Raw genomic sequence first — 21,828 nt, 5'->3', positions numbered from 1 at the left:
TATATCATTAAGTAATAAATTTGAAATACTAAGATATATATGTTAAAATATATAAGTTAATAAAAAGTTAAACAAAAATAGGGGGAAACAATGAAAAAGATATATATAGTAACAACATATACTGGAACCGTATTATCTTACTTAATAAGAAAAATAAGTAAAACCCCGTATGCACATGTATCAATAGCATTAAATGAAGAATTGAAACCAATGTACTCATTTGGAAGATTAAATCCTAAAACACCAATATTTGCAGGATTTGTTGAGGAAAATATAAATGAAGGATTGTACGCAATTAGAAAAAATACGATGTGTAGGGTGTACTCTTTAGAGGTTACAGACTCACAATATTATGATATATATAATAATATAATGTTTGTCAGTGAGAATAGAAAAAAATATGATTATGATGTAATGGCTCTTATTTATTTAACATTAAATAGACCAAGACAAGCTGAATATAAATATGTTTGCTCTCATTTTGTTGCTGATATGTTAAGTAAAAGTGATGTAGGATTATTTGATGAGCCACCTTGTAGTATAAGACCTGATTGTTTTTATGATAATGAAAAACTTAGTTTAGAATATGAAGGACTTTTATCTAAATACAGTATCGAAGAAAAAAAATATATACCATATGCAGCTAAAGCATAAAACTATAGATAGCGCTTTTGATTAAGATTTAATTAACACTATAAATCTAATTTCAAAGCGCTATTTATTTTTTAGAAATAAATGGCTATAATGGTAATAACAGTTATTTTGAAAGGAGTATTTATGAAAAGATATTTAAAATCATACGGGATAGCACTTATATTAGTAGCTATTTATGCTTTTATTAAGCTTCCAGTACTTAGATTAGATTTTACATCTGGTTTTACAACATTAATAATATTCTTTGTTATAGCCGGAATATTAGATATGATGTTTGATAAAGGAGAAAGAACTTCAAATTTAGCCAAAAATAATTTTTTTATAGCAATAGCGATGATATTATTTATTTCAGCTGTGCCTTTTGTCACATCTTCACCAATATTTCATGCAAAGGCATATAGAAATCTTATAGGAACAGTAGAAGAAAGTAATTTTGATAAGGATGTAAGTCCTGTAAGTGTAAATGATATTCGTATAGTTGATGAAGAAATGGCAATGAAACTTGGAGATAAAAAACTAGGTGAAATACCTGCTATAGGTAGTGTATCTAAATTAGGAGAATTCCATATACAAAATGTGGATGGAGAACTATACTGGGTGGCACCTTTAGTACATAGAGATTTTATAAAATGGATAACAAACTTAGATGGAACTAATGGATACGTAATGGTGTCTGCAAGTAATCCACAAGATGTTAGATTAGTACAAGATTTGGATGGTAAGCCTATAAAGATATTATATCAGCCACAAGCATACTTCTTACAAGATTTACATAGACATATCTATGTAAATGGTATAGTTAATGCTGGTATGACTGATTTTTCATTAGAAATAAATGATGATGGAAGACCTTATTGGGTAACAAGTTTATATGAGCACAAGGTAGGATTTAGTGGTTCTGATGCTATAGGAGTAGCCCTAGTTGATGCTCAAACTGGAGAAGTTACTAGGTACTCAATTGATGATGCTCCAGAATGGATAGATAGAATACAACCAGATCAATTTGTTATAAACCAAATAAATGACTGGGGATTATACGTTAAAGGATTTTTAAATTCAGTTATTTCTGAAGAAGGAGTATTAGTTCCAACTGAAGGAACATCATTAGTATATGGAAATGATGGAAAATCATATTGGTATACTGGAATAACTTCTGCAGGTGGTGATGAATCAACTATAGGATTTATGTTAGTAGATACTCGTACTAAAGAAACTAAATTATATAAACAGCCAGGAGCAACAGAAACTGCTGCAATGAGATCTGCTGAAGGTAAAGTACAAGAAAAAAATTATGAAGCTACTTTCCCAGTAATGTATAATATATTAGGAACGCCTACATATGTATCGGCATTAAAAGATAAAGCTGGACTTGTTAAGATGGTGGCTTTTGTTTCTGTTGAAGACTTTGCAATACTTGGACTAGGAGATACAAAAGATGAAGCTCTTATGAATTATAGAGAGGCCTTATCAACAGATGGAAATAATATAGATATAAGCAATGATACTTCAAAAATTAGTATAGAAGGAAAAGTAACTAGAATTAGCCCAGATGTTAAAGGTGGAAACACTAACTATTATTTAACTATAGATACTGATAAAGAAAAGATATTTACTTCAACATCAAAAGTATCAACAGAGCTTCCTTTAACTGTAATTGGAGATAAGGTAAAAATAGATTACCAAGAAGGTAAAAATGAAGTTGTAGATATAATTGAATTTGATAACTTAAATATAGGTGTCAATTCTGATACAGATAAAAAAGAAGAAAATAAAACAAATGAAGATAAAAAAGAAGAGTCTAAAACAGAAAATACTAATGAATAATAAATTATAAAAAGGTGTATCGAAAGTTCGATACACTTTTTTTATGTAATTAAATAACAATATTACTTATATTAGTAAAGGGATTACTTTTTAATTAAAAAACTTTATTAAAAAATATTTTTTTAATATGTCAATTTTGATATCTATTCTTAATATAATATTAGTACGATTTGATAAATAAATGACTCAAGGAGAGAGACATCATGATGGGGATAGAAAGAGATATATTACTTTTAATTAGTAGAGTAAGATGTATGACAGAAACTCAAGTTGGAAAAGTTTTTTCACCTAAAAAAAGATATGGTAGAAAGCCCTTCAAGAAGACTCTGAGAAAAATGTGTAATGAGTATACACTTAGAAAATATCCCTGTAATATAAATTATAACGGTTTTAAAGATAATTCTTATGTATATTACTTAAATGGTAGTAAGCAATATAAGGGTAAGGATTTAGTTAAAATTATTATAGGTTCAGAATTAGCTATTAAGTTAAACATGGGAGGGTATGAAGTTAAGCGATTTTATAGAAATGCTAAAGTTGGTAATAGGACATATGATATATTTTTAGAGTACACGGATAAATATAATGATTTAAATCAAATTTTAGTTGATATAGATTTGGATGGAAAAATAGATAAATCAAAGTACGTTAATTTAGAATATAAAATTAATGAATCAACTATCCCATTTTTTGAAATTCCTAAAGTTCTGGTAATTACAACTAAGGATACTCGTTACTTACAATTGGACAATACTTCAACTAATATAAGTTTCATAGACTTAAGTTTGAATAAATTATTTAAATGTATATAGGCCTATTTTATAGAAATAGGCCTTTTTATTTAATTATAAAAAATTAAAACAAAATACATAAAATAATTAGTTGAAAAATTCTGAATAATAAACTACTATTAAATAAAACTTAAATAGAAATACCTAGGGTAGAGGTGCTGTAATTAAGAGTAGTTCATAGGAATCGGCAGGTTATGATTATGAATGAAAGGAAGTACAGCCGAAGAAAACTTATTGGCAAATAATTTTTCTGGGATTATGTAAAATATACATGATACTGTCACTTAGTATTAAGTGGTGAGCTACAAGGTTACTTTGTGTATAAAAAAACTACACCAAAAGTATACCTTTTGGTGTAGTTTTTTTATAATTATGGCTATTTATAGGGGGGATAAAATGAATAATGTAGTAGTTCAAAAATATGGTGGTAGTTCGGTAGATAGTATAGAAAAAATAAAAAATATTGCAAAAAATATTATTAAAAGAAAGAAAGTTGATAATAAAATTGTAGTAGTTGTTTCAGCTATGGGAGATACTACAGATGATTATATAAAACTTGCAAAACATATAACTGATAAGCCAAATAAAAGAGAGTTAGATGCTTTAATGTCAACTGGTGAAATTGTATCTGCATCTTTATTAGCTATGAGTTTATCATCTTTAGGGTGTGAGTCTATAAGTTATAATGCGTATCAGTTGGATATACATACTAGTGGTGAACATGGAAAGTCTCAAATAGATGACATAGATGTATCTAAGATAAGACAAAGTTTAGATGAAGGTAAGGTAGTAATAGTTACAGGATTTCAAGGGTTAAATGATGAAGGCGATATTACTACACTTGGTAGAGGTGGTTCTGATACATCTGCAGTAGCTTTAGCCATTAAACTAGGTGGAAAATGTGAAATTTATACAGATGTAGATGGTATTTATTTTACTGATCCTAGAAATTATAAAAATGCTAAAAAATTAAAAGAAATTGAATATGAAGAAATGTTAGAACTAGCTGGTTTAGGAGCTCAAATAATGCATTCAAGAAGTATAGAGCTAGCTCAGAAATATAACATAGAAGTATATGTAGGCTTATCTTGTGGAGAATTAAATGGCACATATATTAGAGGGGGAAAAGATATGAAATTAGAAGAAAAAATAATAACAGGTCTAGCAACAAGTGATAATGATGTTTGTATAACAATAAAAGATTTTGAGACTCAAAATATATGGAGTTTATTTGAAAATATAGCTAATAAAGGTATAAATATAGATATGATAAGTCAAACTGCTCCAATTAATAATTATGTAAATATTTCATTTACCATAGCAAAGGAAGATTTAAATGATTGTAGAGATATAGTAAGTAGATATTCAAAAGATGAAAATATAATAATAGATGATAATATAACAAAGCTTAGCTTAGTAGGATTAGGTATGAAAAATACTGCTGGTGTTGCATCACAAGTATTTAAAATATTTAAAGAACACAATATAAATGTAAAGCTTATAACTACTTCAGAAATAAAAATAAGTTGTGCTATAAATTCTTGTGATAAACAAATAGCAATAAATGAAATAGGAAGAGTTTTTAATGTCTAAGACTTAGGAGGAGTTTATGAAACTACATGGGAATATGTCAATAAAAAATAATACTCTATACATAGGAGGAGTAAGCTGTATTGAATTAGCTAAAAAATATTCTACACCACTTTATGTATATGATGAAAATTTAATAAGAAGTAATTGCAAAGAATATAAAAAATATTTTAGAGTAAAAGAAAATGGTAATAAAGTTGCATATGCAGGTAAGGCTTTTTTACCTTTATATATGTGCAATATAATAAATGAGGAAAATTTATGTTTAGATGTAGTTTCAGGAGGAGAACTATATACAGCCTATAAAGCAAACTTTCCAATGGAAAATATATTATTTCATGGAAATAATAAAACAATAGATGAAATAAAAATGGGCATAGAATTAGGCGTTGGAAGATTCGTTGTAGATAATTTTTATGAATTAGATATAATAGAAGATCTTTGCAAAAATAAAAATATAACTCAAGAAATTTATTTCAGAATAACTCCTGGCATTGAGGCTCATACTCATGATTATATAAAAACAGGTCAAATAGATTCAAAATTTGGTTTTGCTTTAATAAATGGTGATTTATATGAAGCAATAGAAAAGTTATCAAAATATAAAAATATAAAATTAGTTGGACTTCATGCTCATATAGGTTCACAAATATTTGATATTGAGCCATTTATGGATGAAGTAGATATAATGATGGATCTTATTAAAGAAATAAAAGAAAAATTTGATATAGATTTAAAAGAAATAGACTTAGGTGGAGGTATTGGTGTTTATTATACAAAAGAAGATAAACCTAATAGCATAAAAGAATTTTGTGAAGCAATAATAAATAGAGTAGATAAAAAATGTAATAAATTAGGAATTAAAGTACCAAAGCTTATTATAGAACCAGGAAGATCAATAATAGCTAATGCAGGTAGTACTTTATATACAATAGGCTCAATTAAAGATATAAAAGATGTTAGAACATATGTAAGTGTTGATGGTGGAATGACAGACAATATAAGACCTTCACTATATAAAGCAGGATATGAGTGTAGTATTGTAAATAAAATGAAGTATGAAAAAGTAAATAATGTTACTGTAGCAGGAAAATGCTGTGAAAGTGGAGATATATTGATAACTCATGCTAATGTAATGGAAATAGAGAGTGGAGATATATTAATTATAACATCAACTGGAGCATATGGATACTCAATGTCATCAAATTATAATAAAATCCCTAAATCTGCTGTTGTAATGGTAAGAGATGGTGATGATAAATTAGTTTGTAAAAGACAAAGCTATGAAGAGCTATTAAATTTAGAAATTATATAATAAAAAGGAGAGCAAAAAATGCTCTCCTTTTTTGTGAAAAATTACTTCTAATATAATATAAAAATCTTCACAAGATAAAATTAATATAAAATATTAAAAATTATTAAAGTATATACAAACAAAATTTATTAAAATTATAGTTTTTTTATATTATTTTCCTAACTTATGACAAAATTTGCGTAAGTATGTTAAAATTAAACTAAGATAATAAGGAGGGATTCAATGAATAAAAAAATAGTATTAATCATAGCTTTATTATCAATTTTTATGATCGGATGTACAAAAGAAGAAAAGAGTACCTTAGTACAGGATGGTAGAGCAGCACTAGAGGCTCATGAGTACTCTGATGCAATGAAAATACTTTCAGAGGCATTAGAAGAAAATAAAGATGATGAACATGCTAGGGCAATGTACATGCAAGCTATGAGAATGTTGAATGTAGATAAGTTTAAATCTTATACAAATTATAAAAAAGCAATTGAAGAACTTGAAGCTATTGAAAATATAAAAAATGGATCTTCAGTAATTAAGGATGAAGCATCAAGTGAATTAAAAGAGATGAAAAAACTTTATGAAGAACAATTAACGGCTCAAGCAGAAAGAAAAGAAAATGCTAAAATAACTGCTAGTAAAGATGTTTATAAGGCAAATCAAGAGATAGTAAGGGCAGAGCAAGCAGCTCAGAAGGCAGAAGAAGAAGCTAAAAAAGCAGAAGAAGAGGCTAAAAAGGAAGAAGCTAACAAAGAAGAAAATAATACAAATAATATAGGAACTGATAATATAAATAATCCTCAAGGTAGTACTAATCAAAGCACTAATATTACTGATGCACCAGAAACATAAATAAAAAAGTTGTCCATTTGGACAACTTTTTTTATTTAGAGTCATTTATATAAAGCCTTTTTTCTATATATTTATCAATTGAAGATTTCATTACTGCTGCTACTGGTACAGATAAGAATACTCCTATAAGACCAAACAAGCTTGAACCAATTAATACAGCAGATATTATCCATAAAGGACTAAGACCAACTTGATCTCCCATGACTTTAGGACCTATAAAGTTTCCATCTAATTGCTGAAGTATTAGTATGAAAATAGCTACCCAGAATGCTTTAATAGGGCTATATACTAAGGTCATAAGTATTGGTGGGACAGCTCCAATAAATGGTCCAAAATATGGTATTATATTTGTAACAAAAACAATAAAGGATAAGAATAAAACATTTTCTATTTTAATTATAAATTGGAATCCTATAAAAGCAATAACACCAATTATAAGTGAATCTATTATTTTACCAATCATATAATCATAGAATATTTCATGAGACATTCTAAAAAACTCTACTGTTTCATCAGCCTTTCTTTTAGATACAGTTGCATAAAGTATTTTCTTACAACCTATTGCTATTTTCTCCTTATCAAATATCATATATATTGAAAGTATTAATCCCATTATTATATCAAACAATATAGATGTTATACTTGAAATATGAATTAATAAGTTTGAAGAAAAAGCAGTAAGTATATTTACTAAATTTGTAAGAATGCTATTTAAGTTATCTTGTATATGAGGAGCTATTGCATTAAAGAATTCAGCTTTTGTCATATACTTACTTAAAATTTCATTAAACATATTAATATATGTAGGTATTTCCTTAATTAATGTATTTAATGTATCCACTATTGAAGGGATAAGTAACTTAAATCCTAAGAATAAAACTACAAAAACTATTATATAGGATATAAGTATATTCAATAGTCTATGAAGATTAAATTTCTTTTCGAAAAACATTACTAGTGGATTTATTAGTAATGCAATTAGTGCCCCTATTAAAAATGGACTGAAAAAACCTGCAATTCCACCTATTCCAGATATAAATTGGATTGGGCTATTAATGAATTTATAAAGTAATATAGTAATAAAGGCTAATAAAATATAATGCTTTATATCTTCTTTTGAAATCATATTACCTCCTAATTATTATTAAATATTTTAAACTAAGTATATACTATAACTAATATAAATTAAAGGGATATTATATTTAATTTTTAAATTGAGAAATTTGTAATAAATGTTTTGATTTTAATCTCTATGTATTATATTATAGAAAAGAACGCTAATTTATAATACAAGTAAAAATATTAAGAAGGTGAAAGTATGAGAATAAATAAATATATAGCTTCTTGTGGTATAGCATCAAGAAGAAAAGCTGAAGAATTTATATTAGATAAAAGAGTTAAAGTTAATGGAGAGATAATAAGTGAATTATCTTTTAATATAGATGAAACTAAAGATATAGTTGAGGTAGATGGAAAAGTAATATCTTTGAGTGAAAATTATGTGTATATAGTACTAAACAAGCCAGAAGGATATATAACAACTGTAAAAGACCAGTTTGATAGACCTAGTGTATTAGACTTAGTTACAGATATAAAAGAAAGGGTATATCCTATTGGAAGGCTTGATTATGAAACTAGCGGACTTTTAATATTAACTAATGATGGAGACTTAACATATAAGTTGACACATCCAAAACATGAAGTAGATAAAACATATGTAGCTTTAGTAAAAGGAGAGCCTACATATGAAGAACTAAAAAGGTTTAGAGAAGGGCTAGAAATAGAGGATTATAAAACAGCTCCAGCAAAAATTAGAATAGTAGACAAAAATGAAGAAAAGAATTACTGTAAGTGTGAAATAAAAATACATGAAGGTAGAAATAGACAAGTTAGAAAAATGTGTAAAGCTATAAACCATCCAGTACTAAGACTTAGAAGAGTTGCTATGGGAAATATTAAGTTAAGAGGAATTAAGGTTGGAGAATATAGACACTTAACTAAGGAAGAAGTAGAGTATTTAAAAAGTATATAATAGAGGTAAGATAAATGATTAAAGCTAAGTTTTTAACTAAAATTACAGAGATTAATAAGTTATTCATTGAAGACGTTATATCAAATGGAGATATAGTTGTTGATGCTACAATGGGAAATGGTTATGATACAAAGTATTTAGCAGAAAAAGTAGGCGAAAATGGTTTTGTATACAGCTTTGATATACAAGAAGAAGCAATAAAATCTACAAATAAAAGATTAGAAAAAGCTAATTTATTAGATCGTGTAAAGCTAATATTAGATGGCCATGAAAATATGGAGAATTATGTAAAAGAAGAAGTATCATGTGTACTTTTTAATTTAGGGTACTTACCAAGAGCTGATCATAATGTTATAACAAGACCGGACACAACATTAAAAGCTATAAAATCATCATTAAAGTTATTAAAGCCTCATGGTGTAGTAAGTATAGCTATTTATACAGGTCATGAAGGTGGCATGGAGGAAAAAAATATAGTTTATGAATTTGTTAAAGAACTTGATCAAAATGAGTTTAATGTACTAGAAAGCAAATTTGTAAATCAAATAAATAACCCTCCTCAACTTATATTGATTGAAAAGAAAAAAGAGTATTAATAATCAAAATTTTGCATGATTTTTATAAAAATAATCAATATTTCAAAAAATACATTCAAAAATGGTATAATGTACTTATAATAGAAAAAAAGGATTTAAAGTACTAAAAGGAGATATCTATGAACGATAAAGAAAAAATAGAAATGAAGGATAGTAAAGATCTTATTTCAAATATACAAGGCCAATACGCAAGGCTAAGTAAGGGGCAAAAGCTTATTGCTCAATATATATTAAATAATTATGACAAGGTTGCATTTATGACAGCATGTAAACTTGGTGAAACTGTAGGTGTAAGTGAATCAACAGTAGTTAGGTTTGCTAATGCACTAGGATATTCTGGTTATCCAAAGTTACAAGATGCGTTACAGGAACTTATAAAAAATAAATTAACAACAGTTCAAAGGGTTGAAATGGCTCGTAGTGAATATTCAGATGATGCAACTATATTAAATAAAGTATTAAAAAGTGACATTGATAATATAAGAGACACTTTAGAGGGAATAGATAAAAATGCTTTTAAATGTGCGGCAGAGAGTATTTTAAAAGCAAGAAAAATATATATATTAGGAATGAGAAGTTCATTTACAATAGCTCAGTACTTAGGATTTTATTTAGATATAATACTTGATAATGTACACATAGTAAGAATGGATATGGGAGATGCATTTGAACAGGTAGTAAGAATGAATGAAGAGGATGTTCTTATAAGTATAAGTTTCCCAAGATATTCAAGAAAATCTTATCAGGTGGCTAAATACGCTAAAAGTAAGGGAGCTCATATAATATCAATAACTGATAGTATGTTTTCTCCAGTAGCATCTCTTTCAGATAATATATTATTAGTTAAAAGTAATATGGCTTCATTTGTTGATTCATTAGTTCCAGCATTAAGTGTAGCAAATGCTTTAGCTATTTCTGTAGGGATGAAAGAAAAAGAAGATATTAAAGAGTACTTTAATGATTTAGAAACTATCTGGAAAGAATATGCAGTATACGAACAAAAATATTAACTCTAATGAGATTATGTTTTATAGATATTAAAAATAAATATATAAAAATATGTTAATTTCACATAAAAATCGCAACTACAATTAGATGTATATTATATCTAATATAGTTGCGATTTTTAGTTTATAATATATTTTAACACTTTTCAATATCTACCGAATTATCATTTTTTTTGCTAAATGAAAGTATTGAAATTGTAATAATTATACATAATATGCCAACTAATTGTATTAAGCTAAAGCTTACATTTAAAAAAATTATTGAAAGTATAGATGCAGATAGAGGTTCTATACAAGTAAACACACTAGCTTCATAAGGCTCAATATATTTTAAACTTTCTAAATAACAATAAAATGCAATTAATGTACCAAATAATACTACAAAAGCAATGGCTAAGACTGATTTAAAAGACCAATTTCCTATACAATTAAACGGAGGATAAAAGAAGCTAAAAGCAATACCACCAATGAACATACCCCATCCAACTATACATAATGAACCATAATTTTTTAACAATTTAGAAGGTTGTAATGTATATATAGCACATGCAAATGCAGATAATACCCCAAAGAAAATAGCTTCTTTAGATATTGCTAAAGTGCTTAAATTTCCTTTTGTAATAATTAAAAAAGTTCCTAAAATTGCCATAAAAATACAAGATATTTGTTTTAATGATGGAAGTTTTTTACTAGAAAAAGCTAAATAAATTGTAATTATCACAGGTGATAAATATTGAAGTATTGTTGCAGTTGCAGCATTTCCATGAAGTATAGCAGCAAAATAAGTATATTGAACACCTAGCATTCCAAATAAAGCAAATATTAAAATCTTAATAATATTTTCTTTTTTACTCCATATTTCAATTACATTTTTATCACCTTTAAGTAAAGAAAAAACTAAAATAATTGTTCCAGAAATTATCATTCTAACAACTACAAGCCACTCTGGTGTAAAATTTTCCCTTTCAAATAAATATTGGGCTACAACTCCCGAAACACCCCAAAGAAATGTTCCAAATATTACTAGAAATAGACCCTTTACCCTTGATGAATCTTTCATAAAACTATTTCCTTTCTATATATAAATTAAAATATTGTATAATATAATTATATTGACTATAATTGGCAATTTATATAATAATATAATCAATAAATATAACTATATTGATAAAACTTAAATTAAGTTTTATTTTTTAGCTAACATAAGGAGAATATTATGCAAGTTTATGATATAAATATTGATGAAAATCAAAGAGAAACAACTAAACATGGATCTTCTGAATTTCCAATTGCCATATATTCAACTCAGATTAATAAAAATGTATTGGGGTTTGTTGATTGGCATTGGCATGAAGAGCTTCAATTTTGTATTGTTATAAAGGGAATTGTAAATTTTAATGTTGAAGGAGAAACAATAATATTATCACAAGGAGAAGGATTATTTATTAATTCTCAGCAATTACATAGTGCAAAAAATCATGAAGATATTGAGAGTGCTTATATTTGTTTTGATTTTCATCCAAGTCTTATTTACGGCTTTGCAGGAAATATAATAAACATAAAATATATTAGACCATATTTAGATAATCCAATGATAAAATACTGTGTTTTTGATAATAAAACTGATTGGAAATCCAGCGTATTAAAAGAGCTTGAGGAAATTTATAATGAGTATAATGAAGAAAATATTGGATTTGAATTGAAAATACTTATGTTACTATTAAGTATTTGGAACAAGATGGTTAAAAATTATTTCACAATATTTTCTAGTAATAAGCTAATTTATAATACATCTCGAATAAAGATAATTATAAATTATGTTCATAATCACTATATGGAAAAAATCAATTTAAAAGATATATCAGATGAAGTGAATTTATCAAGGAGTGCTTGCTGTAGAGAATTTAAAAAATATATGAATTGTTCTATTTTTGAGTATATTACTAATTATAGATTAGTTGTAAGTGAAAATTTGCTAATCACAACTAATGAATCTATTACTGACATAGCTTATCAATGCGGATTTGGAAGTGCCAGTTATTTTATTGAAAAATTTAAACTACAAACAGGAGTTTCACCTTTTGTTTATAGAAAGAAAAATAAGTAAATAGTGACAATACTTAATTTAATATATATTAAAAACTAAAAGGGATAGGCGCATGTGCAGAGTAGCTTATAATTTTTTGATAAAAACATAAGATAACTTATATAAGAAAAGTTAACATATGTATTAAATTTGGAGGATTTAAAATGAAAATAGCTATTTTCTTAGGTGCTGGAGCATCAGCTGCAGAAAATCTACCAATACAAAATGAGCTTTTTAGTGAGTATTTTAAAAATTTAAAACCTAGTGATTATGATAAAGAAATGAACAAAGAATTACATAGATTTTTTGATCAAATGTTTAATATAGATTTGAAAAAAGAAAAAATAGATAAAGTTAATTTTCCAACATTCGAAGAAGTATTAGGGCTTTTAGATTTAGCCGAACAAAGAAGAGAATTTTTTAAAAATTTTGCTCTAGAGATAGTTAATAAAGAAAGTGATAGTATAAGATTTATTAGACAGTATTTAATTTTACTAATGGCTAAATCTGTAAATAAAAAGAATGCTAATACTTATCATAAATTGCTTGTAAATAATTTACTAAAAGAAGGTATGTTACTAGATACAACTTTTATCAGTGCTAACTATGATATTAATATAGATAATACTATCGCTAGTCTATATGATAAAGAGAAGTCACCTATAATGTTAGATTATGGGATAAATTTCACTAATTTTTCACAAGGGTCTAATTGGATAAAACCAAAAGAACCAATGGTTGAATTATATAAAATACATGGATCTTTAAATTGGATGTACTGTCCTATATGTAGTAGCCTAACATTAACTCCATATGAAGGTGGAGTTATGAGAATTCTTGATAATATTGAGGGAGCTAAGTGTTTAAATTGTAATGAGATAACTGTTCCTATTATAGTACCTCCAACTTACTTTAAAAATATATCTAATGTATTTTTAAATATTGTGTGGAATGAAAGTGAAAAAGCTCTAAGAGAAAGTGATATATTAATATTTTGTGGATATTCATTTCCAGAGGCTGATATGCATATAAAGTATATGTTAAAAAGAGTCCAAACGAGTAGAAATAAACCCCCATTAAAAATTATGGTATTTAATAATCATCAAGGCAAAAAAGATGACTCATTAAAAAAAGAAGAAGCTAGATATAAAAGATTTTTGGGAGAACATGTAGTATTTACAAATAAATCTTTTCAAGATTTTGCTAAGAATCCGGGAATATATATAAAATCTTTATTAAATAAATAAAATGATTGTGAAAATTCAGAAAATGATATATTATATTATAATATATTCAAAATAAATTAATTGGGGGGATTATTATGTTAGGAACAATAGTAAACACAGTGGCAATAGCTACATGTTGTATTATTGGTATTTTAATTAAAGGAAATATACCGGATAAACTTAGTAATACTGTAATAAATGGTATAGCACTATGTGTAATGTATATAGGAATATCTGGAGCTCTTGAAGGTAGCAGTACTTTAGTAATGATAATATCTATAGTCATAGGGTCCATAATAGGAGAGTTAATAGATATAGATAAATGGTTAAATAGATTAGGAGATTTTTTAGAAATGAAAATCTGTAAAAATAACAAAGGAAAAGAGACATCTATTGCTCAAGGATTTGTTTCAGCAAGTTTATTATTCTGTGTTGGAGCAATGGCAGTAGTTGGTTCTTTAGAAAGTGGACTTAAGGGAGTTCATGATACTTTATTTGCAAAATCAATATTAGATGGAATTTTAGCAATTATTTTTTCTGCATCAATGGGAATTGGTGTCATATTTTCTGCAATATCTGTATTTATTTATCAAGGAACTATAACTATTGGAGCTTCTTTTTTATCAGGATTGTTGAGTGAAAGTGTAATAAATTCAATGACTGCAGTAGGTAGTTTAGTAATAATGGCACTAGGTCTTAACATGTTAAAGGTATGTAACATAAAAGTAGCTAATTTGCTACCAGCTATGTTTATTCCTGTAATTTTGGGGATTTTCAACATGATATAAAAAAACTTTAGACAAATTACGTATTTAGAAGGAATATGAATTTATTAATCAAATTAATTATATATTATTAAAAAAATAAGTATATTTCATATTTATTAGTGAAATTTATAGGAGGTTAATTAATATATGGTTAATTTTGATATAAATGGTGCTATCGTGGAGTTTGATGACACTATGGATAATTATAATAGCATAAGAAAGCAATTCCAGTCTTATGCTTTAAATACATCTAATACTTTTGAGGAAAAGTGCTTAAATAATTTTCATACTATAAAACAAATATCAGATCAAGCCTTAGCTTTTGGAGAAGAATTAATAGATGGTATTATAAAAAAAGGTGTAGAAACAATAGTTACATATAAGGTAATAACTATAGACTTTAATATTTTTAAAGAGCAATACTGTAAAAAATATTTAGATTTTCCTAGATTATTTAATAATTTAATAAAAGAGAACATGAACTCAAATGGAAAAGGACGTAAAAATAATATAACTAAGTTTTATGAAATAAAGCCTATTATAAAAAAATTAGCAGAATACATTTATAATGATTGTTTTAATATACATTACGCAATAATAGATGCCTTATTGGATAATAATGTAAATAAAGTACACTGTTATATAGATAATAAATCAATAAGACAAGCAAATGCTTTATTTAACAATTATAAGGATGGATTTATAGGAAAGCCAGATGAGTGTAAAGTTGTAGAGCAAATAATATCTTTAAATCCATATAGAATAGATATTTATGAGTACTTTATAAAAGAAGATGGAGACTTTTCTTGTGAAATAGAAAGATTAGCTAATTATTTAGGTTATGATATAAGTGAATACAAAGCTAATTTAATGGATATTTACATAAAAGAATTAATAGAAACGGATAGTGTGTTAGATATAGAGGGATGCAAAGAAAAGGTAAAAAAATATGCTAAATATATAGGATGTAGAGATGATTTAATATATATTACAAGAATCGATGCTATATACACTTTTGAAAATGCTTAATAATTATAAATAAAACTTCTACAATATGTAGAAGTTTTTTTATTCTACATAATCATAGGCACAATGAATAAAAATATTTTATTGAGGATTTATTATATATTTCTAAATATATTTTTGACAATTAAATAAATAAAAAATGTAAAAACTTACTAATATATATTAATATGTAGTATACTTAAATTGTGAAAGCGTTTCTTAATAATACATGTCAAACAATGAGTTATATCACATCAAAAATAATTTATACTTTTTAGGAGGGTTATAAAAATGAATAATGTAGGGTATTTAACTGAGTCAGGTAAATATTTTACTCAAGAAGAAGCTATTTCAGAAGCAAAGAGATGTTTACTATGCGATGAAGCCTATTGTAGTAAAAGTTGTCCAATTGGGGTAGATCCTAAAAATATTGTAAAATTAGTAGCTGATGGTAATTTAGATGAAGCAGTCAAAACTATTAGAGAGAAAAATCCTTTAGCGGCTATATGTGCTAGAGTTTGTCCTTATGAAACATATTGTGTAGGAGGATGCAAAAATACAAATCTAGAAGAACCTATAATGATCCCATACATAGAAAAATTCCTTACTGAATACGAAAAAGATAATTACTGGAAAAGTGAAAAATCTAAGAGTGAAGTTAAATGCAATGGAAAAAAAGTTGCTATAATAGGAGCAGGTCCATCAGGTCTTACAGCTTCAGCTATGTTAGCTAGAGATGGCTATGATGTAACTGTTATAGAAGCTAGAGAAGAGGTAGGTGGATGGTTAAGTTATGGAATACCACCACATAGATTACCAAAACATGCAATAAAGCAAGACGTAGAATATATTGAGAGTTTAGGGGTAAAATTTAGAACTAACACAATGGTGGGAAAAGATATTACATTAGATGATTTAAGAAAAGAAGGATTTGAAGCATTCTTATTATCCTGTGGATTAAGTAAAGGTAGAGTTTTAAATATAAAAGGTTCAGAATATGAAGGAGTAATGAGCGCAGTAAGTTTCTTGGCTGAAGCAAAAAGCAAAGATGGACATGTAAATGTTGGTAAAAGTGCAGTTGTAATTGGTGGAGGAGATGTAGCAATGGACTGTGGAACAACTGCTAAGCTAATAGGATATGATAAAGTTAGAGTAGTTGTAAGAAATGGTCTTGAAGAAATGACTGCAAGTAAAAAGGAACTAAATTACTTAAGGTTTGTTAATGTTCCTATATTTGACCATTTTGATTCAGTTGAAATTTTAGGAGATGAAAATAATAAGGCATGTGCAATAAAATTTAAAGGGACAAATGATAACTCAGATTTATTAATAGAAGCAGATACAATAATATTTGCAGTAGGACAAATGGCAGACGGAATAAAAGATATAGCCCCAGTTGAATTAGACAAAAGAGGATGTGTTATTACAGAGAATTTTAGAACTAGTATAGAAGATGTATTTGCTACAGGTGATATAATTCAAGGTCAAAAAACTGCATGTTATGCAACTGCATTAGGAAAGCAAGTTGCTTTGGAAATAGAAAATTATCTAAAGTAATTTTAAATTAAGAAATTCTAAATATAGTTAATTTATAGATGAATTTACAAAATAAGGTGCTTTATAATTTTTAAAGCACCTTATTTTTTATGATCTTTTCCTTTTATAAAATTTTTCGATTAAATTTACAATAGCATACATAAGCCATGCACATACTGCAAGAACAAATACTCCCATCATAACCAAATCAAGTTTAAATACTTGGCTTCCATATACTATTAGATAACCAATACCATAGCGTGAAACTAAGAATTCACCTACAATAACTCCGACCCATGCCATACCAATATTAATCTTAGTTAAATTAATTAAATTACCAATATTAGCTGGTAAAATAAGTTTATATAATAGTTGGAATTTAGAAGCACCAAAACTTTTTAACATTTTAATTTTTTCTTCATCAACGTTAGTAAAATAATTATAAGAAGATAGGATTGTAACAACAATTGAAATAGTAACTGCAGTAACAACTATTCCTTTTACACCAGCTCCGACCCAAACTATTATAATAGGTGCAAGTGCAGTTTTAGGAAGTGCGTTTAAAACTACTAAGAATGGATCTAAGATTTTAGATAATCTTTCAGACCACCAAAGAGCTATAGCAATTATTATTCCTAGTACCGTACCAATTACAAGCCCTAAAACTGTTTCATATACAGAAACTCCGATATGAGTTAATAACTCACCAGTTAGAAGATATTTGATAAATAATCTATAAATATCACTAGGTTTACTAAATAAGAAAGTACTTATAAACCCTGCATCAGCAAGAACTTCCCAAAGTACAAGTAAACCAACTAATAATAATATTTGATATATTAAAATTTTATATTTTTCTTTTTTTATATCATTAAGATAATTTTTATATGCTGGAGATAGTTTACTAATTCTCATAAGTATCAAGCTCCTTCCATAAAATATCAAAGTAATTTTGGAACTCAGGAACCTTACGACTCTTAAGAGGAGTTCTTTCTCCATCCATTTCTAGGTGTATATCATATATATGTTTTACTGTAGCAGGTCTTCTTGATAAGATGGCTACTTGATCAGACATACTAATTGCTTCTGATATATCATGAGTAACTAGTATTGCAGACTTACCTTCATTTCTAATAATTCTATAAACATCATCACTAACTAAAAGTCTATTTTGATAATCAAGAGCCGAGAATGGTTCGTCTAAAAGTAATATTGATGGATTAACTGATAGTGTTCTAATTAATGCAACCCTTTGTCTCATACCACCAGATAATTCATTAGGATACATATTCCTAAATTCCCATAAGTCATATGTTTTTAAAAGTTTTTCTATTCTAGCCATAGCTTCAGGTGTTTTTTTATTTTGTATTTCAAGCCCAATAGTTATATTGTCCATTATATTTCGCCATTCAAGTAGATGGTCTTTTTGAAACATATATCCTATAGTTCCTTTTATATTTACTTCTCCTGATGTTGGTTTTAAAAGATTTGTAAGTATGTTTAAAATAGTAGACTTTCCACTTCCAGATGGTCCAAGGAGTGTTAAGATTTCACCTTCTTTTAAAGTAAAGCTGATGTTTTTTAGTACTTCTACTTCTCCTTCTTTACTATAAAAGTTTTTATAGAGGTCTTTTACTTCTACTATTGTTTGCATTAAATCACCCCCTGTAAAATTAGCTTGTATAGTTTATAGTATTAAAATGAGGGGGGATTTGTACCATATTTTAAGGAATATTATTTTCTAAACTTGTTTTAGGAGTTATTTTAAAATAAAGTGAAGGGTATTCATATAGAATAGAGACTGATAATTAAAGTTTGATAGGAGTATAGATAGTAAATGTATACTCCTACCTGAAGTATGGGCTACTATATCTAGTGTGAATAACACTATAAATTATATGGATGACATATATACTGATATTAAAGAATTATTATGGTTATAATAATAGTAGCAACTATTCAAATTTATCTATTTTTAATTAACCAATTCCTTTACTTGAATCATACTCAACATTTGAATTATCTTCTATCTCAATCTTTAAACCTTTACTAATTGATCTTATACTTTTATTTTCTACGATAGCACTATCTTTTATAAATGGTGCGTCAATATTAAATATAGAATCTACACTTTTTTGATTATAACCTAATATCTCAACATCTAAAGTTCTTAAAACCTCGCCTTTAGATACAATTTCTCTTTTTACAACTTCTCCCGTACTAGAATCTACATAAATATTATTATTTTCATCTGAGTATTGTACTAAACTTCCATTTGTATTAGATTTCTTCCAATTACCATAAATCCCATTTACAAACTCTTCCTCAAAGTATCCATCTATCATAGATTTTTTCATAAGTTCTTTATTTTCTAATACTGCATCTTTTGGAGGCAATGTTTTTGTTAATGTATAATCCCATTCTCCATTTTCATTAGTATATTGAGACAGTGTTAAAAAACTCGAACCAAAGTCTGTTGCAATACTTCTTTCTACAAGTATTCCATTCTCATCGTAATAATCAACTCTTTCTTTTCCACTATTTCGATCTCTATAAATATCTAATGTAATACCATTGTTTTCTGTTAAGATTAAATGTTCTATACCATCTTTATTTATCAAATTATTATATGATGAAATAACATCTTTACCATCAACTGTAGTCACTTTTTCATTTGCATTTCCTATGATAAGCCCACCTAATGATAAAACTGCTATCATTGAACCACATACTATATATTTTTTAAATCTCATAATAAGTTACTCCCATCTTTTTAATATTATTTTTAAGCGTTGGTCATCCATTAAAATATCTAACTTTAGAGGAATCACCAACTTGTGCATTATCAACCTTTTGAAAAGATATTTGGAATAATATTCCATAAAGGAATTATATCACAAGGAGTTAGAAATATGAAAACAAATGACAGTTTAACACGAATTTTTAAAAAGTTTAAACCTGTAAATGTTATATGGAGAAGGCGGTATAAAACTTTTTATCAAGCATCTCAATTAATTTAAGTTTAATCATATCTCCAACATCATAACTTTTAAATAACTCTTCATCAATTGATAATGTCCTAATTAATGCCATTCTTTGTCCCATACCACCAGATAATTCATGAGGATACATATTTCGAAATTCCCATAAGTCGTATGTTTTTAAAAGCTTTTCTATTCTAGCAATAGCTTCAGGGGTTTTTAAATGTATGTGAGGAGTTTTGATACAGTTTGTATAGTGTATGTATACTCATAGTCGAAGTTGAAATCAACTTGGAGAACCACTATGGGGAAAAAGAAAAATAAAAACAAAAACAAAAATAAAAAGAAAAATAAAAAGAAAAATAAAAATAATAAATAAAATAGTCAGTCCTTAGATAGGTAATTTAGAAAAATTTAAATACTTATATGAAAAAATGTTGGACTTATAAATTCCATTATAGAAAAGTGATTAAATGAAGTTTGTAATAATGTTTATTATGAGTTTTAAAAGATCAATAGAAAATGTTACTTATATAGGTAAGTTTCAATTAGGTATATAAATCTTTTGACGTTATGATAGGGGGAGTCGGTATTTTATACATGGGGTTATAGATTCTTAAGTTAGGAAAAATATATGGCTATACTTTGGTCTAGTAGATTAAATATGTAGAATTATTTAGATGGAATATATAAAGGTAAAAAAGTAAATTTAAAAGTTTTAAAAGAATTGAAAAAACAAATTCTTATAAAATATCCAACTTTGGCGAGAATTTGTTAAGTTCTTTATAAAAGTTATTTAATGAATAATGATAAATTACTATATGATAAACAAAATAAAAGTTTTAAAATTAAGATTTTTAAATTAATATCTAAAAGTATAAATTTAAAGTTGAAGAGTTATATGATGTTATTAACCATAGATATTATAATCTAAATGAAAATATAGAAGTATACAAAGGAGATATGACTATAGTTATAGAAAAACATAGGTATAAGTATAGTGGAATAATCTATTATAAAATAAATCAAAATAGTTAATTTTATAATAGATTAGTTTAAAATAAATTGAAACTTATGTATAATAAATATATAAAACTATAAAAAATATAAAAAGAGAAGTGATTATATGTTAAATAGATTATTTATAAAAAGAAATAAAGATAAAAAGAAGATATCGCCAATGCATAATTTTAAATATAATACTGCTCAAATATATTCAATAAAAGCAGAAAAAAGTATTGAAGTAAATGCAATGAAAGTTGCTAAAGTAATTGATAGAAGTATTAACTATAGACCATTGGAAATAAAGAGCAAAAGATTAAATAAAAAAACAGAAGAATCTAAATCTATTTTGTATAGGGATACTATACCACAATATAATGTAATAAAAAAATTAGTTGAAAATAACCGTGAGAATATGACAATAGACAAAATAGATTATAAAAAACTAGATAATAAAATTAAACAGCTTGAAGAAAAACGTAACTATAATATAGATTTATTAGAGTTAGATTTATACAGTGCATATATAGATGAATTTTATATATTAAAATCATATATGGATAGGGAGTAGAT

General features: G+C 26.5%; 21 protein-coding genes and 1 riboswitch. Of the genes, 15 read left to right on the top strand and 6 right to left on the bottom strand.

The window, feature by feature from the left end:
* The first annotated feature begins 90 nt into the window (after window positions 1-90).
* The 6 genes from HF520_RS06800 to HF520_RS06775 all read left to right on the top strand — a co-directional run bounded on the left by HF520_RS06800 (window position 91) and on the right by HF520_RS06775 (window position 7,017).
* On the top strand, window positions 91-654 hold the full coding sequence (locus HF520_RS06800) for a hypothetical protein (protein WP_168573299.1): 564 nt from the start codon (window positions 91-93) through the stop codon (window positions 652-654).
* A 123-nt stretch (window positions 655-777) separates the two neighbouring features.
* Window positions 778-2,478, top strand: coding sequence for a hypothetical protein (locus HF520_RS06795; RefSeq protein WP_168573298.1), 1,701 nt, complete (start codon window positions 778-780; stop codon window positions 2,476-2,478).
* A 203-nt stretch (window positions 2,479-2,681) separates the two neighbouring features.
* A complete protein-coding gene (locus tag HF520_RS06790) occupies window positions 2,682-3,290 on the top strand; it encodes a hypothetical protein (RefSeq protein ID WP_168573297.1) in 609 nt (202 codons plus the stop codon).
* 121 nt (window positions 3,291-3,411) lie between these two features.
* A riboswitch (Lysine riboswitch) is annotated at window positions 3,412-3,582 on the top strand.
* 83 nt (window positions 3,583-3,665) lie between these two features.
* Window positions 3,666-4,862, top strand: coding sequence for an aspartate kinase (locus HF520_RS06785; RefSeq protein ID WP_168573296.1), 1,197 nt, complete (start codon window positions 3,666-3,668; stop codon window positions 4,860-4,862).
* A gap of 16 nt (window positions 4,863-4,878) precedes the next feature.
* Window positions 4,879-6,174 carry a diaminopimelate decarboxylase gene (lysA, locus tag HF520_RS06780; RefSeq protein ID WP_168573295.1) on the top strand — a complete coding sequence of 432 codons (1,296 nt, stop codon included), beginning with the start codon at window positions 4,879-4,881 and terminating at the stop codon, window positions 6,172-6,174.
* A gap of 222 nt (window positions 6,175-6,396) precedes the next feature.
* Window positions 6,397-7,017 (top strand): tetratricopeptide repeat protein, encoded by a 621-nt coding sequence (locus HF520_RS06775; protein WP_168573294.1) that lies wholly within the window; start codon window positions 6,397-6,399, stop codon window positions 7,015-7,017.
* Window positions 7,018-7,048: 31 nt separating this feature from the next.
* Here HF520_RS06775 and HF520_RS06770 read toward each other — a convergent pair whose 3' ends face one another.
* Window positions 7,049-8,143 (bottom strand): AI-2E family transporter, encoded by a 1,095-nt coding sequence (locus tag HF520_RS06770; RefSeq protein ID WP_168573293.1) that lies wholly within the window; start codon window positions 8,141-8,143, stop codon window positions 7,049-7,051.
* 192 nt (window positions 8,144-8,335) lie between these two features.
* Between HF520_RS06770 and HF520_RS06765 the strand changes: the two genes are divergently transcribed.
* The 3 genes from HF520_RS06765 to HF520_RS06755 all read left to right on the top strand — a co-directional run bounded on the left by HF520_RS06765 (window position 8,336) and on the right by HF520_RS06755 (window position 10,655).
* Window positions 8,336-9,049, top strand: coding sequence for a pseudouridine synthase (locus HF520_RS06765; protein WP_168573292.1), 714 nt, complete (start codon window positions 8,336-8,338; stop codon window positions 9,047-9,049).
* 14 nt (window positions 9,050-9,063) lie between these two features.
* Window positions 9,064-9,645, top strand: coding sequence for a tRNA (mnm(5)s(2)U34)-methyltransferase (locus HF520_RS06760; protein WP_168573291.1), 582 nt, complete (start codon window positions 9,064-9,066; stop codon window positions 9,643-9,645).
* Window positions 9,646-9,764: 119 nt separating this feature from the next.
* Window positions 9,765-10,655 (top strand): MurR/RpiR family transcriptional regulator, encoded by an 891-nt coding sequence (locus tag HF520_RS06755; RefSeq protein ID WP_207711040.1) that lies wholly within the window; start codon window positions 9,765-9,767, stop codon window positions 10,653-10,655.
* 133 nt (window positions 10,656-10,788) lie between these two features.
* Here HF520_RS06755 and HF520_RS06750 read toward each other — a convergent pair whose 3' ends face one another.
* Window positions 10,789-11,712, bottom strand: coding sequence for a DMT family transporter (locus HF520_RS06750; RefSeq protein WP_168573290.1), 924 nt, complete (start codon window positions 11,710-11,712; stop codon window positions 10,789-10,791).
* A gap of 156 nt (window positions 11,713-11,868) precedes the next feature.
* On the opposite strand from HF520_RS06750, the gene HF520_RS06745 reads away from it, so the two are divergent.
* From HF520_RS06745 to HF520_RS06725, 5 genes are all read left to right on the top strand, one after another.
* The gene (locus HF520_RS06745) at window positions 11,869-12,759 is read left to right on the top strand and encodes an AraC family transcriptional regulator (protein WP_168573289.1); all 891 of its coding nucleotides are present in this window, start codon (window positions 11,869-11,871) and stop codon (window positions 12,757-12,759) included.
* Between the two features lie 143 nt (window positions 12,760-12,902).
* Complete coding sequence (locus tag HF520_RS06740) at window positions 12,903-13,985, top strand: SIR2 family protein (protein ID WP_168573288.1); 1,083 nt, start codon at window positions 12,903-12,905, stop codon at window positions 13,983-13,985.
* Window positions 13,986-14,059: 74 nt separating this feature from the next.
* Window positions 14,060-14,752: a DUF554 domain-containing protein gene (locus HF520_RS06735; RefSeq protein WP_168573287.1), complete on the top strand. Its 693-nt coding sequence runs from the start codon at window positions 14,060-14,062 to the stop codon at window positions 14,750-14,752.
* Window positions 14,753-14,878: 126 nt separating this feature from the next.
* Window positions 14,879-15,760, top strand: coding sequence for a kinase (locus HF520_RS06730; RefSeq protein ID WP_168573286.1), 882 nt, complete (start codon window positions 14,879-14,881; stop codon window positions 15,758-15,760).
* A gap of 267 nt (window positions 15,761-16,027) precedes the next feature.
* On the top strand, window positions 16,028-17,293 hold the full coding sequence (locus HF520_RS06725) for an FAD-dependent oxidoreductase (protein ID WP_168573285.1): 1,266 nt from the start codon (window positions 16,028-16,030) through the stop codon (window positions 17,291-17,293).
* A gap of 87 nt (window positions 17,294-17,380) precedes the next feature.
* Here the strand turns inward: HF520_RS06725 and HF520_RS06720 are convergent, their stop codons facing one another.
* The 4 genes from HF520_RS06720 to HF520_RS15415 form a co-directional block, all read right to left on the bottom strand.
* Window positions 17,381-18,187 carry an ABC transporter permease gene (locus HF520_RS06720; protein ID WP_168573284.1) on the bottom strand — a complete coding sequence of 269 codons (807 nt, stop codon included), beginning with the start codon at window positions 18,185-18,187 and terminating at the stop codon, window positions 17,381-17,383.
* Window positions 18,177-18,926: an ABC transporter ATP-binding protein gene (locus tag HF520_RS06715; protein WP_168573283.1), complete on the bottom strand. Its 750-nt coding sequence runs from the start codon at window positions 18,924-18,926 to the stop codon at window positions 18,177-18,179. Before HF520_RS06715 ends, HF520_RS06720 begins: the two co-directional genes overlap by 11 nt.
* A gap of 325 nt (window positions 18,927-19,251) precedes the next feature.
* A complete protein-coding gene (locus HF520_RS06710) occupies window positions 19,252-20,025 on the bottom strand; it encodes a hypothetical protein (protein ID WP_168573282.1) in 774 nt (257 codons plus the stop codon).
* A gap of 214 nt (window positions 20,026-20,239) precedes the next feature.
* Complete coding sequence (locus HF520_RS15415; RefSeq protein ID WP_330586319.1) at window positions 20,240-20,404, bottom strand: hypothetical protein; 165 nt, start codon at window positions 20,402-20,404, stop codon at window positions 20,240-20,242.
* A 975-nt stretch (window positions 20,405-21,379) separates the two neighbouring features.
* Here HF520_RS15415 and HF520_RS06700 point away from each other — a divergent pair.
* Complete coding sequence (locus HF520_RS06700) at window positions 21,380-21,826, top strand: hypothetical protein (protein WP_168573281.1); 447 nt, start codon at window positions 21,380-21,382, stop codon at window positions 21,824-21,826.
* The last annotated feature ends 2 nt before the right edge of the window (window positions 21,827-21,828 follow it).

It is taken from the genome of Romboutsia sp. CE17, assembly GCF_012317385.1.
Taxonomy (GTDB): domain Bacteria; phylum Bacillota; class Clostridia; order Peptostreptococcales; family Peptostreptococcaceae; genus Romboutsia_E.
Note: the sequence above shows the minus strand (reverse complement) of the source record. Positions and strands in the feature narration are given on the sequence as shown.